Source organism: Streptomyces sp. NPDC043746 (assembly GCF_056436485.1).
Genome location: NZ_JBWKCM010000020.1, coordinates 29,084 through 43,072, shown reverse-complemented (window position 1 = coordinate 43,072; position 13,989 = coordinate 29,084). Strand labels below are relative to the sequence as shown.

The 13,989-nt window shown below is 73.0% G+C and carries 15 protein-coding genes and 1 pseudogene; 8 read left to right on the top strand and 8 right to left on the bottom strand.

All coding sequences use genetic code 11. The features are described from left to right. Positions 1-219 precede the first annotated feature (219 nt). On the top strand, positions 220-795 hold the full coding sequence (locus AC0682_RS21295) for a TerD family protein (protein ID WP_254812023.1): 576 nt from the start codon (positions 220-222) through the stop codon (positions 793-795). 200 nt (positions 796-995) lie between these two features. On the opposite strand, the gene AC0682_RS21290 is transcribed toward AC0682_RS21295, so the two are convergent. Next, positions 996-2,435, bottom strand: a complete 1,440-nt coding sequence (locus AC0682_RS21290) for a M1 family metallopeptidase (protein ID WP_478534627.1) — start codon at positions 2,433-2,435, stop codon at positions 996-998. A gap of 109 nt (positions 2,436-2,544) precedes the next feature. On the opposite strand from AC0682_RS21290, the gene AC0682_RS21285 reads away from it, so the two are divergent. Further along, positions 2,545-2,970 (top strand): transposase, encoded by a 426-nt coding sequence (locus AC0682_RS21285; RefSeq protein WP_478534625.1) that lies wholly within the window; start codon positions 2,545-2,547, stop codon positions 2,968-2,970. A 32-nt stretch (positions 2,971-3,002) separates the two neighbouring features. Here AC0682_RS21285 and AC0682_RS21280 read toward each other — a convergent pair whose 3' ends face one another. Next, the gene (locus tag AC0682_RS21280; protein ID WP_478534727.1) at positions 3,003-3,350 is read right to left on the bottom strand and encodes a VOC family protein; all 348 of its coding nucleotides are present in this window, start codon (positions 3,348-3,350) and stop codon (positions 3,003-3,005) included. 93 nt (positions 3,351-3,443) lie between these two features. Then, the gene (locus AC0682_RS21275; RefSeq protein WP_478534623.1) at positions 3,444-4,172 is read right to left on the bottom strand and encodes an ArsR/SmtB family transcription factor; all 729 of its coding nucleotides are present in this window, start codon (positions 4,170-4,172) and stop codon (positions 3,444-3,446) included. A 68-nt stretch (positions 4,173-4,240) separates the two neighbouring features. Between AC0682_RS21275 and AC0682_RS21270 the strand changes: the two genes are divergently transcribed. Next, entirely contained in the window at positions 4,241-4,885 is a 645-nt protein-coding gene (locus tag AC0682_RS21270) for a flavin reductase family protein (RefSeq protein ID WP_478534622.1), read from the top strand. A gap of 330 nt (positions 4,886-5,215) precedes the next feature. Here the strand turns inward: AC0682_RS21270 and AC0682_RS21265 are convergent, their stop codons facing one another. The 3 genes and pseudogenes from AC0682_RS21265 to AC0682_RS21255 all read right to left on the bottom strand — a co-directional run bounded on the left by AC0682_RS21265 (position 5,216) and on the right by AC0682_RS21255 (position 7,142). Further along, positions 5,216-6,388 carry a YncE family protein gene (locus tag AC0682_RS21265; RefSeq protein ID WP_478534726.1) on the bottom strand — a complete coding sequence of 391 codons (1,173 nt, stop codon included), beginning with the start codon at positions 6,386-6,388 and terminating at the stop codon, positions 5,216-5,218. Then, positions 6,374-6,538 (bottom strand): annotated as a pseudogene (locus AC0682_RS21260) (ankyrin repeat domain-containing protein); the annotation flags it as partial. The gene AC0682_RS21265 and the pseudogene AC0682_RS21260, both read right to left, overlap by 15 nt. 46 nt (positions 6,539-6,584) lie before the next feature. Next, positions 6,585-7,142 carry a GlcG/HbpS family heme-binding protein gene (locus AC0682_RS21255; protein ID WP_478534621.1) on the bottom strand — a complete coding sequence of 186 codons (558 nt, stop codon included), beginning with the start codon at positions 7,140-7,142 and terminating at the stop codon, positions 6,585-6,587. A 236-nt stretch (positions 7,143-7,378) separates the two neighbouring features. Between AC0682_RS21255 and AC0682_RS21250 the strand changes: the two genes are divergently transcribed. The 3 genes from AC0682_RS21250 to AC0682_RS21240 all read left to right on the top strand — a co-directional run bounded on the left by AC0682_RS21250 (position 7,379) and on the right by AC0682_RS21240 (position 10,074). Next, positions 7,379-8,749: a sensor histidine kinase gene (locus AC0682_RS21250; protein ID WP_478534619.1), complete on the top strand. Its 1,371-nt coding sequence runs from the start codon at positions 7,379-7,381 to the stop codon at positions 8,747-8,749. Next, a complete protein-coding gene (locus AC0682_RS21245; protein ID WP_478534618.1) occupies positions 8,746-9,393 on the top strand; it encodes a response regulator in 648 nt (215 codons plus the stop codon). The genes AC0682_RS21250 and AC0682_RS21245 overlap by 4 nt, the downstream gene beginning before the upstream one ends. A 183-nt stretch (positions 9,394-9,576) precedes the next feature. Next, a complete protein-coding gene (locus AC0682_RS21240; RefSeq protein ID WP_478534616.1) occupies positions 9,577-10,074 on the top strand; it encodes a hypothetical protein in 498 nt (165 codons plus the stop codon). 76 nt (positions 10,075-10,150) lie between these two features. On the opposite strand, the gene AC0682_RS21235 is transcribed toward AC0682_RS21240, so the two are convergent. Next, positions 10,151-10,852: a pentapeptide repeat-containing protein gene (locus AC0682_RS21235; protein ID WP_478534615.1), complete on the bottom strand. Its 702-nt coding sequence runs from the start codon at positions 10,850-10,852 to the stop codon at positions 10,151-10,153. Positions 10,853-11,213: 361 nt separating this feature from the next. Here AC0682_RS21235 and AC0682_RS21230 point away from each other — a divergent pair, with 361 nt between their 5' ends. Further along, positions 11,214-12,215: a zinc-binding dehydrogenase gene (locus AC0682_RS21230; protein WP_478534613.1), complete on the top strand. Its 1,002-nt coding sequence runs from the start codon at positions 11,214-11,216 to the stop codon at positions 12,213-12,215. Between the two features lie 84 nt (positions 12,216-12,299). On the opposite strand, the gene AC0682_RS21225 is transcribed toward AC0682_RS21230, so the two are convergent. After that, a complete protein-coding gene (locus AC0682_RS21225) occupies positions 12,300-13,244 on the bottom strand; it encodes an aminoglycoside phosphotransferase family protein (protein ID WP_478534612.1) in 945 nt (314 codons plus the stop codon). Here AC0682_RS21225 and AC0682_RS21220 point away from each other — a divergent pair. Next, positions 13,243-13,932, top strand: coding sequence for a rhomboid-like protein (locus AC0682_RS21220; RefSeq protein ID WP_478534610.1), 690 nt, complete (start codon positions 13,243-13,245; stop codon positions 13,930-13,932). The genes AC0682_RS21225 and AC0682_RS21220 overlap by 2 nt on opposite strands. Positions 13,933-13,989 lie beyond the last annotated feature (57 nt).

The window sequence follows — 13,989 nt, the reverse complement described above, 5'->3', positions numbered from 1 at the left end:
CCGCCCGGTCCGTCACCTTCTTTTGCCCCCAAAGACCCCTGGGGGCCCCGGAAGCCCCTGCGACCCCTGAGGACCCTTCAGGAAGTATATTCCGGCGGAAGTTCGGCAAAGAAAGCAAAGAGAGCAGGAACCTCATGGTCTGCTGACTGCGTTATGACGGGTGACGGTAGCTTTCGTGATGGCACGAAAGCCCGCACACGACGAGGAAAGGGACTTCCCATGGCTGTAAGCCTGTCCAAGGGCGGCAACGTCTCGCTCACCAAGGAGGCCCCGGGCCTGACCGCCGTCACGGTCGGCCTCGGCTGGGACGTCCGCACCACCACCGGCACGGACTTCGACCTCGACGCCTCGGCGATCGCGGTCAACGCGGCGGGCAAGGTCGTCTCCGACGGCCACTTCGTCTTCTTCAACAACAAGTCGACGCCGGACCAGACCATCGTGCACACCGGCGACAACGTCACGGGTGAGGGCGAGGGCGACGACGAGCAGATCAACGTCAACCTGGCGGGTCTGCCGGCCGACGTGGACAAGATCGTCTTCCCGGTCTCGATCTACGACGCCGAGAGCCGCAGCCAGAACTTCGGCCAGGTCCGCAACGCCTTCATCCGCATCCTCAACCAGGCCGGCGGCGCCGAGATCGCCCGCTACGACCTGAGCGAGGACGCCGCCACCGAGACCGCCATGGTCTTCGGCGAGCTGTACCGCAACGGTGCCGAGTGGAAGTTCCGCGCGGTCGGCCAGGGTTACGCCTCCGGCCTCAGCGGCATCGCCCGCGACTTCGGCGTCAACCTCTGACACGAGGTCACTGTCCGACCCGGGCGGCACCGGTGTAGCGCCGAGCACCGCCCGAACAGCACGAGAGCCCCCAGCCGCCTGCGCACGGCCGGGGGCTCCCGCGTAGGTGCGCGGTAGCCGACTCCCGTACGCGGCACGGCGGCATCACGCCACGACACCGGGTGCCGGACACCCGAGCGCCCCCGTCGGACACGAGCCGGTCAGTCCTCCACGGGCGGCCGGCTCTCGCCGTACAGCCAGGCGCCCCACAGCCCGGTCAGGTCCTCGCCCGTCTCCTCCTCCACGTACGCGGTGAAGTCGTCGGTGGAGGCGTTTCCGTGCCGGTGGGTCTCCGTCCACCCCCTGACCAGGCCGAAGAACGCCTCGTCGTCGTCGACCGCGAGCCGGAGCCGGTGCACGACCATGGCCCCGCGCCCGTACACCGGAGGCCCGGAGACGTCGGCGGCGGAGGGTGGTACGGCGGGCGGGAAGGCCCAGTTGGCGCCGTCCTCGTAGGCTTCGCGGAAGCTCTCCTCGACCGGTACGCCGTCGTGGTCGGCGGCCCAGAGCCACTCCGCGTACGTGGCGAAGCCCTCGTTGAGCCACATGTCCCGCCAGGTCTTCGGGGTGACGGAGTTCCCGAACCACTGGTGGGCCAGCTCATGGACGAGGAGTGCGGTGTCGGGCGGGCCGGGGAAGACGGGCCGGTTCTGGGTCTCCAGGGCGTACTCCGCGTCACCCGTACGCTCCACGATCGCCCCGGCGGAGGTGAAGGGGTACGGCCCGAACCTCTCCGCCGCCCACGCGAGCACCGCCGGGATCTCGTTCAACACCTCCCCGCTCGCGGCCTCCGACTCCGGGTCCACGGCGGTGTAGAGCCGGATGCCGTCGGGGGTGGCGCTCTGGTGGGTGGAGAACCGGCCGACGGCGAGCGTCGCCACATAGCTCGCCATCGGCTCGACGGTCCGCCAGTGGTAGGTGGTACGGCGGTCCTCCGTGCGCCGGGAGACCAGCTCGCCGTTGGAGACGGCCGTCAGCGGGTCGGGCACGGTGACCTCGATGTCGTACGTGGCCTTGTCGCTCGGGTGGTGGTTGCCGGGGAACCAGGCCATGGAGCCGGTCGGCTCCCCGAGGGCGACCGCCCCGTCCGCCGTCCGCAGCCAGCCCTCCTTCGACCCGTCCGGGTCGGTGATGGTCTGCGGGGAGCCGGAGTAGCGCACGACGGTGGTGAACGTGCGCCCCTGGCGCAACCGGTCCTCCACCGCCGAGCCCGGACGGATCGTCAGCTTCCTGCCCGCCCGGTTCACGGCCGCTGGGCGCCCCTCCACAGTGGCGCTCTCGACGTCCAGTCGGGCCAGATCGAGGTGGAAGGCGCTCAGGTCCTGGGTGGCGCGGGCCGTGATGGTGGCCGTGCCGCGCAGTCGGCGGGCGGGGCCATGTGACGGGTCGGCGGGGGCGCGCCTGTCGTCGGCGTACGGTCCGATGTCCAGCTTCAGTCGGTAGTGGGTGACGTCGTAGCCGCCGTTGCCGAGCCAGGGGAAGTACGGGTCGCGGAGCCCGGCCGCGCCCGGCGTGCCCTCGACGCCACCGGTGCAGCCCGCCCCGAGGAGGGCGAGGGCGAGGAGCAGGGTGAGCGAGGTGGCAGGGGTGCGGCGGTTCACCGGTCGATCCTAGGCGTCGGGGCGCGGGGCCCTGGAAAGGCGGTCCCCGCCCCGGGAGGGCGGCTCGCTACCCAAGGGCTGCCCATCGAAAGTGGATCTTGAGCTGTGGATGATCACGGTTCATGGGTCGGGGAGATCTCACGGACGAGCATGGGTGGTGTTGGAGCCGTTGCTGCCGAAGGATACGAGGGCAGGGCGGCCTCCCGTCCGGCCTCGACGGCAGCTGATCGACGGCATACGGTTCCGGGTCCGCACCGGTGTTCCGTGGCGGGACGTGCCCGCTGAGTACGGGCCGGGGGGCCGGATCTGCGACCTGTTCCGTCGCCGGCAGCGGAACGGCGGGCAGGACAGCGCGGGACTCGCCGCAGTTCGAACCCGTACGGGAGAAGATCCGCGTGCCCGCATCGGACCGGGCCGGCCACGCATCCGCCCCGACCGCGTGCGGGCCGACAAGGCGTACGCCACCCGCAGGAATCGCGCCTACCTGCGCCGCCGGGGAATCCGCTGCACCCCGGACAAGAACGAGTGGCTGTGACCGGCACCTTCCCAGATCGTGCGGGGACGGTGTCAGCGGTGGCCCAGCACGTTGACCACTCGGCCGCTGGGATCGCGGACGAAGAACCGCCGCACGCCCCACTCCTCGTCCTGCAAGGGGTGAACGATCTCCGCGCCGCTGTCCCGCACGACCGCATAGGCCGCGTCCACGTCGTCCACTTCGACGCTCATGTCGGGGGTGACCGGGGCGGTCTTGTCGCTGGTCATGACGCTGACTTGCGCCGCTGGAGCGGACGGAGAGGCGAGCGTCATGATCCAGCCATGGTTCATGACCTCCTCGAAGCCCAACAGCCCATAGAACTCCCGGCTCTCCTGTGCAGCCTCTGACTTGATGTTGGGCACGACACGACGAACGGCCATCGACGACTCCAAGCGAGAATTCTGACTCCGAGACTCTCCAGGAGTACTACGGCACATCCGCCACCGCACACACTTTCGCCACACGGCAAGCCCTCAGGAGCGTGGGTCAGTGACACACCAGTCGTCGGACGGGCCGAGGTGTTCCCGGAGCGCGCGCCGGCCGGTGGCGGTGAGAGCGACGGCGCGGTCGGTGCCGATCCGAGTGATCCAGCCGGAGTCGAGGGCGTGACGGCATACGGCGGCACCGACGGTGCCGGCCAGATGGGGGCGGCGTTCCGTCCAATCCAGGCAGGAGCGGACGGGCGGACGCCGCTTGCCGGGCGGAAGGGTGATGCCGAGCTCGTCCAGCCAGGCGGTTCCCTTGCCGGTGAGCGTCAGCCCCTGCTCCCAGTCCAGTAGTCCCCGGTCGGTCATGGCGGTGGTGATCGCGACCCCGAGGGCGCCGGCGAGGTGGTCGTAGCACGTGCGGGCGCGGGCCAATGCCCGGCTGCGGTTGACAGCCGGCAGCGAGTGGGCCGAGGCGGCGCGTCGAGGAGCCATCGAAGCAAGGTTCTCGATCAGCTCCGCCGCGGCGGGGTCGGCCAGGCGAACGTAGCGATGCCGGCCCTGACGCTCCTGTGCCAGCAATCCTCCGGCGACCAGGAGGTTCAGGTGCTCGGTGGCGGTCGAGGCGGCCACCCCGGCATGGCGCGCCAACTCGATCGCGGTCCAGGCCCGGCCGTCCAGCAGCGCGAGGCAGAACCCCGCGCGGGTGCTGTCGGCCAGAAGACCGGCCAGAGCGGCCAGGTCCGGGCCCTCGAAATGCGCGTCACGGCTGTTCATCGCCGTCCATCATCCACCAGGGACCCTTCGGCGCACGCCGAAGCGTCTCCGCCCTACCGTCGGCTCCCATGAACATCTTGACGCCGGGCAGCGCGCCCGCCGGCACCTCGGCGGACCACGTGGCCATCACGCCGAGCATCCTGTACTTCGGAACACCTGTCGTGCTGCTCTCCACGGAGAACGAGGACGGCTCCTTCAATCTCGCGCCGATGTCCTCGGCCTGGGCATTGGGACAGGTGGTCGTCCTGGGTGTGGGGGTCGAAGGGCAGACCGCGCACAATCTCCGCAGTCGGCCCGAACTCGTGATCAACCTGCCCGCGCCGACTCAGTGGCCGGCGGTGGAACAGCTCGCGCCGCTGACCGGGCGCACCCCCGTGCCGGTGTCCAAGCAGGGCGCCTTCCGATCCGAGCGGGACAAGTTCGCGGTCGCCGGGGTGCGACCTGAGCCCTCAGAGCTGGTCCGGCCGCCCCGGGTCGCCGAGTGCCCCCTGCAACTGGAGGCCCGTACCGCCCGGGTCCAGCCCGACGTCTCCGGCGTGTTCCTCATCATCGAAGCCCATGTGGTCAAGGTCCACGCCGATCCGCGCATCGTCGTCCCCGGGTCTCAGCACGTCGACCCGGCCAGGTGGAGCCCGCTGATCTACAACTTCCGCCATTACTACGGACTCGGCCCCGAGCTCGGCCACAGCTTCCGTTCCCGGACACCACGCTGAGACCACCTGGCCCCCTACCGGCCCATGCGAGCGCTGCGGGACCTCACGGGGAGGCTTCCGGGCCGGTGCCGGCTGAACGCGCTCGCTGGTCTGTTCACGCAGTCGCTGCACCTCGCGCGGAAGCTCGGCATGGTCAAGATGGGCCGCGTCGCCCTGGACGGCACGAAGCTCGAACCTGCGAAGGAACGGCAACTGGCCTGCGGCACCGACATGTTCATGGCCACCGGCCGACTCGCCCACGGGGAACGGGCCCCGTCCGCCCCGGGGGACGGGCGGACGGCTCCCGGCTCCCGGCTCCCGGCTCCCGGCTCCCGGCTCCCGGCTCCCGGCTCAGAGGATGGCGATTCCGAGCGGACGGTTGCCCGCGGAGAGCCGGATCGGCTTGTTCTTCTCGTCGCCGAGGTCGACGACGGTAATGCCGTTCCAGTAACCGTCGCGGGTGAACCCTCCGGTGACGTAGGCGGTTTGGCCGTCCGCCGACACCGTCACGTCCTCGTGCGGGCCCTCCAGGGGGATGATCCGCTCCTCGCCGCCGGGGGCGCGGACCGTGAGGGAGGGACCCCCGGCGGCCGGACCGATCGGGCCGGTGCCGACGACGAGGAGGGTGCCGTCGGGGGCGAGGGCTGCGCCGTGCTGGTGGGTGTCGGCCGTCATCCGCTCGATCGTCACCTTGCCGCTGCGCGGGTCGAGCACGGCCAGCCGCTCCCCCTCGAACGGCAGCAGCAGCGCGCCGTCCTGGGGGCGTACGACGGCGTAGTGCGGCTTCAGCCAGGAGCCGAGCCCGCCCTCGGTGCCGTACGGGGCGACTTCCATGCGCCGGGTCCGCAGGGTCCCCACGTCCACCGCCGTCACGTCGAAGGAGTCGTGGTTGGTGGCGTACACCTCACGGCCGTCCGGTGAGACATCCACGTCGAAGGGGCGGCGGCCCACCGGGGCGGCCCCGGTGACCCGGCGGGTCGCGGTGTCGATGACCTCCAGCGTGCCGTTACCTCCGGGCACGTTGACCCCGACGTAGACGCGCCGGCCGTCGGGGGCGAGGGCGATGCCCATGCCGCCGCCCCGGTACTCGCCGGTGGTGGCGGGCCCTGCCTCCGTCTCGTACGGGATCAGGGCGAGCCGGGTGCGCTGCCGCGTGTCCACGACGGCCACGCCCTCGGCGGTGGCCACCCAGGCGCGCCCGTCCTCCCCGACGACGAGCCCGTAGGGGGCGGTGCCGACCTCGACGGAGCCGATGGGGCCGCCGTTCCTGCCGGTGGCGCCCTGGCCGGGGTCGACGAAGGTGACGGTGTCGCTGCCGAAGTCGGCTACGAGGAGGGTGCCTTCGGGGGTGGGGGTGGGGGCACTGCGGGAGGGGGTCGGGGCGGCGGTCGCCGTGGTCCCGGACGCGGTGGGGGTGTCCGGGCCCGGGGCGGCCTCCGTCGGGCCGGTCGTGCACCCGGCGAGCACGGCGGCCACGAGGAGGCCGAGCGTGAGACTGCGGGCGCGGGCGGCGAGTGCGAGCAGCCGGGCCGCCTCCACGTGGTCGCCGAGCGCGGCGAGGAGAAGCGGGGTCCGCAACTCCCCGTCACGGGCGCCGCCCTCGATCGCGGTGCGCACACCGTCGGTGTCGCCAGTGGGTGCGGCGGTGGGCAGGGCGTGATCGAGGGCGCTCACAGGCCTCTCCGTTCCGTGCGTGCGGGGTGACTCGGTACGGGGGTGGCTACCGGGCGAGGGCGGCGACGCCCGCCTTGGCGAACTTCTCGTCCAGGTCGCCGCTGGGCGCGCCCGCCACGCCGATGCCCGCGACCGGGGCTCCCTTCGCCTGGACCGGAGCGCCGCCCCCGAGGAACAGGGTGCCGGGGATGTCCTTCAGGTTGGGGGCCTGCTCCAGGCGCTTGACCAGCTCGGAGGTGGGGGCGTTCCAGGAGACGGCGGTGAACGCCTTCTTCACGGCGGACTCGGGCGACTGCGGGCCCGCGCCGTCGCCGCGCAGCGTCACGATGGTGTTGCCGTTGCGGTCGACGACGGCGACCGAGACGCGCTGGTTCTCCTTCTTCGCGGCGTCCAGCGTGGCCTGCGCGGCCTTGGTGGCGGCGGCCACGGTGAGGTGGGTGCTCTGCTGGAGGTTGCGGTTGTGGGTGTCGGCCTCGACCGCGGCGGCGGGGGCGGCGGCCGGGGCGGTGGCGTTCGCGGAGACGGCGCCGAAGGTCCCGGCCCCGAGGGCGGCGACGGCGACGGTACCGGTGAGGACGCGGGCCCGCAGCGACAGCTTCTTCATGGTGGCTCCTTGGGGAGTGGTGCGGTTGGCCGGTGGTTCCCCAGGGGGTTCCTGAGGTGGTTCGCTCTGCCATCGATCCTCCGGGCGGATCCGGCCCCGTACGGTCGACGTACCGGCTGGAAGCGGCGCGCGGGACGGCCGACGTCCCTGTCGGCCGATCGGTTGATGCGCGGGTGGTCCGGCGGGGTCACCATGGAGAGATCTGCGCAGGTCACCGAGGGAACGCGAGGTACAGGGTGGAGCACTGGAGCGGTGCGCGGGAGGCGGGGAGCGCGAAGGGGGAGCGTAGGGCCACCGGCCCCGACCCCGACGCGCGCCGACTCGCGCTCCTCATGCACACCGCGTTCTTCCTGCTGCTCGGCGCCTCCCTGACCCGGTTCCTGATGCGGCACCCCGGCGAGGCCCGTACGCCGTGGATCGTCGCGCTGTCGGTCACCCTGGCCGTGCTGTATCTGCTGGGGCCCGTCCTCGGCTCGCGCCCCACCCCGCGCCGGGTGGCCTGGCTCGGGGTGCTGGTCGCCGTCTGGATGGTGCTGGTCGTGCTGGCGCCGAGCTTCGCGTGGTGCGCGGTGCCGCTGTTCTACACCGGGCTGCGCATCCTGCCCCCGCGCGCGGCGCTCGCGCTGGTCGCCCTGCTCACCGCGTTCGTGGTGGCTGCCCAACTGCGCCTGGCCACCGGGTTCGACCCCAACCTGGTGCTCGCCCCGCCCGCCGTGGCGGCCGTCGCCACCGCCGTGTTCGTGCACATGCAGCGCCAGGCCGTACGGCAACGGGACCTGGCGGCCCGCCAACGCGAGCTGATCGACGACCTGCTGCGCGCCCGGCGCGAACTGGCCGCCACCGAGCGGCGCGCGGGAACCCTCGCGGAGCGCCAGCGGCTCTCGATGGAGATCCACGACACCCTGGCCCAGGGCCTGTCCAGCCAGCAGATGCTGCTCCAGGCGGCCGACCGCACGTGGGACGCCGACCCGGAGGCGGCCCGCCGCCATGTCCGTACGGCCACGGGCATCGCGGAACGCAACCTCGCCGAGGCCCGCCGCTTCGTCCACGACCTGGCCCCGGCCGACCTGGCGGAGGGCGGCGGCCTGGAGGCGGCCCTGCACGCGCTGGCGGCCCGCGAGACGGCCCAGGCGGAGGGGGCCCCGACCGTCCGCTGCCATGTGGAGGGCACGCCCTACGCGCCCCTGCCGGACCGGGTTCAGTCCGCGCTGCTGCGGATCGCCCAGGGGGCCCTCGCCAACGTACGGGAACACGCCGACGCCACCGCCGCCGGGCTGACCCTGACCCACCTGGGCGACCGGGTGGTCCTGGACATCGGGGACGACGGCCGCGGCTTCGCGCCGGAGCCCGGCGCCCCGCGCGCGACGGACGCCGTACGGGGCCACGGTCTCCCCGCGATGCGGGCCCGTGCGCAGCAGCTCGGCGGAACGCTGACGATCGAGTCGGCCCCGGGCGAGGGCACGGTGCTCTCGGCCGAGATCCCGCTCACGTCCACGGAGCTCACGGCCCCGGAACCCACCGCCACGCGGCCCGCCACCGCAGGACCCCACGGAGGCCCCCCGCATGACCGCGAAGGACCGCACATGACCGCGAAGGACCGCACATGACCGGCGAGGCAACCGCGTCCCCCGCCCCCGTACGCATCCTGCTCTGCGACGACCACGTGGTCGTCCGCGCCGGTCTGCTCGCCCTCCTCGGCAGCGAACCGGACATCGAGGTCGTCGGGGAGGCGGGCAGCGGCGAGGAGGCCGTGGTGCTCGCCGCCCGCCTCACCCCGGACGTCGTCCTCATGGACCTCCAGCTCGGTGAGGGCATCGACGGCGTGGAGGCCACCCGCCGCATCGCCGCCGACGGCACGGTCCACGTCCTGGTGCTGACCACGTACGACACGGACGCCGACATCACCCGCGCCATCGAGGCCGGGGCCACCGGCTATCTGCTGAAGGCGGAGCGCCCGGAGGAGCTGTTCGCCGCCATCCGCTCGGCCGCCCAGGGCCGCACCACGCTCTCGGCCCCCGTCGCCAGCCGGGTCATGGCCCGGATGCGCAGCCCCCGCCCCACCCTCACCGACCGGGAACGCGACATCCTGGCCCAGCTCTCCCAGGGCCTCGGCAACCGCGACATCGCCCGCGCCCTGTTCATCAGCGAGGCGACCGTCAAGACCCACCTGGGCCGCATCTACGACAAGCTCGGGGTCGACACCCGCGCGGGCGCGGTCTCGGTGGCGAAGGAGCAACGGCTGCTGCCGTAGACGCCGACGGGGCGGGCTGACGGCAGGACGGGCTCGCGCCTGGAAGATCCGATGACGAGCCTCATGAGGCGAACTGACCACAAGCCGGAGATCAGGAAGCTCTCGGCACACGCGTGAGGCACAACGGTCCCGCTTCACTCGATCGTGTCGGCCCTCCATGACCGGGCATGACACCATCGAGCCGTGCTCGACATCGGCTACTCCCTCTCCCGTCGCTTCCCCGACCCCCCGCAGACCGACTACCGCCGCGCGGACGCCCGCGCGCTGCGGCACGATCTGTTCTCCGGTGACGTCTACCTCGCTGACACCAAGGCCGACCGAGAGGTGTCCACAGCCTGGGGATGGGTGCCGGTGCTCGACTTCGCGTGGGCGCTGTGCGACATCGTCGAGCAGATCGACCAGGATCCCCGGGGCAACCGCTCGCACCGCAGGCAGTACGCCGAGCTGGACTTCACCGAGTCCTCGGACGTCATGATCTTCGAGCGGCGGTTCGGCTGGGTGGACGTCGAGGCGGACTGGATGCCCGGCGACGAGCCCCCGCTCACCTTCAGCCACTCCCTGCTGCGGCGCGAAGCCCGTGACTTCCTGCACGACCTGATCGCGGACCTGGCCGACATGCACGACGGCCTCGCCGACAACCCCGTGATCTGGGACCTCCAGGGCCGCTTCCCCCGGCTCTGACCGTCCGGCCGCCGCCACCCCGGACCCGTCCGCCCGCCTCCTGCCGCTCCGCTTGCCCGTATCCGAACCACTCCCCTCACCCCTCCACCCGCACCCCGATCTGCGCCGCGAACACCGGGGCCAGCTCCATCAGCTGGACCGGGCTGATCACCGCGCCCGCCAGCCGGTCCACGCCCCGGGCGATGTCCAGCTCGGCCGCCGCCCGCAGGTCCACCGACTCCATCCGCGCCGCGCTGAAGTCCGCCCGCTTCAGCACGCAGTCCCGGAACTCCACCCGCACCAGGTGCGCACCGCCGAAATCCGGCTCGGAGAGCACACAGCCCTCGAAGACCACGTCCTTCAGCCGGGCCTCCCGCAGATTCGGATAGTCGATCTTCCCGCCGCGCACCACCACCCGCTCCAGCACCGCCCCGTGCATCTGCACCCCGCCCAGCCGGGCGTCCACCACCTCCACATCCCGCAGCGACGCCTCGGCCAGGTCGGTGCCCACGCCCCGTACGCCGGTCAGCACCGAGTCGATGAAGCGGGCCCGCCCCAGCTCCGCGCGGTCCAGGGCGCAGCCGTCCAGCGCGCAGTCCATGAACCGCGCGCCCGGCCCGGACGCGTCCGCCAGGTCCACCTCCTCGAACCGCACCCCGTCGTAGTCGCCGTCCGGCTCCAGGCCCTCGCCCCCGTACGGAACGAGCGGCGGAAGCCGCACCTCCGGGCGCCGTGCCGCCGCGACGGTGCTCCCCTGGGCCCGGCCCGACCGCGCCGTCCTACCCCTGCTCGCTGCCATGACCCCATCGTGACGCACCCCACTGACAGCGACCGGAGCATCAACGGGGCCGTGCCCCGTGTCACGCCCCCGCCTCCTCCGGTCCGTCGCACCGTCGAAGAAACGGAGAAGTTCCCCGTCGGCCGCGCTCACGCTCACGTCCCCGTCGTCGAGGGAGGCCGCACCCCGCTCCAAACCAGGGGTTGACCTCAACTGGACTTGAGGTACGAGGGTGGGGGCGAGCGGCCACCCGGCCGACGCAAGCCGCACCACCCGAGCGGGCCGGACAACGCGCCGAGCCCGCTGAGCCCGAGCCCCGGCCGCCCCCGGCTGTCGCCCATCGCCCGTCGCCCGTCCGTCGCCCATCGCCCGAGGAGCCCTCATGCACGCCGTCCGTCTCCACGCCTTCGGTCCCGCCGAGAACCTCACGTACGAGCGGATCGAGGACCCCGTCCCCGGCCCCGGGCAGGTCCGCATCGCGGTCGAGGCCGCCGGCGTGCACCTCCTGGACACCGCCCTGCGCGAGGGGCAGACCGGCCCCTACCCCGCCCCCGCCGAACTTCCCACCGTCCCCGGCCGCGAAGTCGCCGGAACCGTCGAGTCCGTGGGCGAGGGCACCGACCCCGGTTGGCTCGGCAAGCGCGTGGTCGCCCACATCGGCATGGCCCCCGGCGGCTACGCCGAACTCACCGTCACCGAGGCCGACAAGCTCCACGAGATCCCCGGGGGACTCGGCGCCGCCGAAGCCGTCGCCATGATCGGCACCGGCCGCACCACCCTCGGCATCCTCGGCTTCACCGACCTCGGCCGGGACTCCGTGGCCGTCGTCACGGCGGCGGCGGGCGGGATCGGGACCCTGCTCGTCCAGTACGCCAAGAACGCCGGGGCCACCGTCATCGCCCTGGCCGGCGGCCCCGCCAAGGTCGCCCGCGCGGAGGCGAACGGCGCCGACCTGGCCCTCGACTACACGCTCCCCGGCTGGCCCGACCGGGCGCGGGCCTTCCTCGACACGCACGGCCTGTGGGCGACGGTCGTCTTCGACTCCGTCGGCGGGGCCACCGCCCGCAGTGCGGTCGGCCTCCTCGGCAGGGGCGGGCAGCACCTCGTCTACGGCTGGTCCGGCGAAGGGCTCCACGACGGGAGGCCCCTCACCTTCACCCCGCAGGAGCTGGCCGAGCGCGCCATCGCCTCCACCTCCGTCCTCGGGCCCCGGATGATCGAGCTGGGCGGCGGCCTGCGCGCCCTGGAGACCCGCGCCCTCGCGGAGGCCGCGGCGGGCCGGCTGCGCCCCGCCGTCCAGCGCTACCCGCTCGCCGACGCGGCCGCCGCGCACCGCGCGCTGGAGACCCGCGGGACGGTGGGGAAGGTGGTGCTGGAGCCCTGAGCGGGACCCCCTCTCACCGCCCCAGCAGCCGCCGCGCGATCTCCACATGGTCAGGGGTGCTGGAGCCCTGAGCGAGGCCCCCTCTCACCGCCCCAGCAGCCGCCGCGCGATCTCCGCATGGTCAGGGGCGATCCGGTCCTCCCCCTCCTCCACCGCCCACACCGCGTTCTGGAGCACCCGCCCCAGCGTCCAGGCCCGCGCCCGGTCCCGCTCCAGGCCGAGCGCCTCCGTCAGCGCGTCGAACCGCCACAGCACCTCATCCGCGTCGAAGAGGTTGTGCAGCGCCGGAAACAGCTCGAACCCCGGGTCGCCCGCCAGCGGCTTGGGGTCGAGCGCCACCCACTCCCCCGCCCGCCCCGCGTCCGCCCGCCCCGCCAGGACGTTGTCGTAGTGCAGGTCCCAGTGGAGCAACCGGTCCCCCGGCTCCCCCGCCACCTCCCGCACCGCCGCCACGCAGTCCGCGAGCAGCCGCCGGTCCGCCCCGTCGGCAAGCCGCCCCACCGCCTCCGGAGCCGCCGCCAGCATCCGCTCCACCGCGTCGCCCAGCGTGCGCAACCCCTCCGGTGCGGGAACCGCCGCCAGCCGGGCCAGCGCCTCACCGAGCACCACCACGGCACCCCTCGCGTCGGCCACCCCCGACAACGGCCGCGCCTCGTCCAGCCGTTCCAGCAGCAGCGCACCGGTCCCCGGGTCATGGTCGAGCAGTTCCACCGCACCGGCCCCCGCGGCGCCCCACGCCCTCAGCGCGACCGGCTCGCCCGCGGTCTCCTCGTCCACCGGCTGGAGCTTCAGCGCCGCCGGTACCCCGTCCGCCTCGCGCACCACGGGCAGGACCAGCGCGCACATGCCGTACATCGGCGGCCCGTCCGACCGCAGCCCCCACTCCTCCAGGAACCGCCCGGCCAGGCCCGGCAGCGCGGCGATGAAGGCCCGTCCGGCGACCCCGTTGTATGCGTACTGAGTAGCGATCAGTTCGTCCGGGATGTCGATCACACCGCCGATCCTAGGGCCATGCGTCAATCGGACCATGTCCCGAAAATCCCCGGGCCCCACCGACGGCGGCAGCGGCACCAGGAGAAGCGGAAGCCGTCGCGCAGTCACCGCCGCACGCCGCTGGATCGCCACCGCCCCGGGCACGTACAGCTGGCTGGCGGTCCTCTTCGTCACCACCGTCCTACTCCACCGGACCACCCCCGCCTTCGAGGACGGGACCTCCGACGGGACCTCCGGCGGACCCTCCTGGGACCCCGTCCGCCCCCTTCTCTCCGGCGTGCTGTGGATCGACGGCGGCCGCTGGCTCCCGTACGCCGCGCTGTTCACCGTCTTCCACGCCACCGCCGAACACTGGCTCGGCACCCTGCGCTGGCTGGCCGTCGCGGCCCTGTCGCACGTCGTGGCCGTGCTGCTCGGCGAGGGCGTACTCGGCTGGGCGGTCCGGTACGGCGACGCCTCGCAGTCGGCCGGCAACACCCTGGAGGTCGGGGTGAGCTACGCCCTCGCCGGGGTGGCCGCCGTCCTCACCTACCGGATGCCGCACCCCTGGCGGTACGTCTACGCCTTCGCGGTCCTCGTCTTCTACGGGGTGCCCCTGGCCGCCGAGGGCCGCACGGTCACCGACCTGAGCCACTTCGCCGCCGTACTGACCGGCCTGGCCTGCTACCCCCTCACCCGGAACCCCCGCACGGCACAGGAGACGGAACGCCCCGCCGCGCAGTAACGTCCCGCCACACATACGCTCGGCATCACACCGAAGACCGGGCGCCGGCAGCACGGA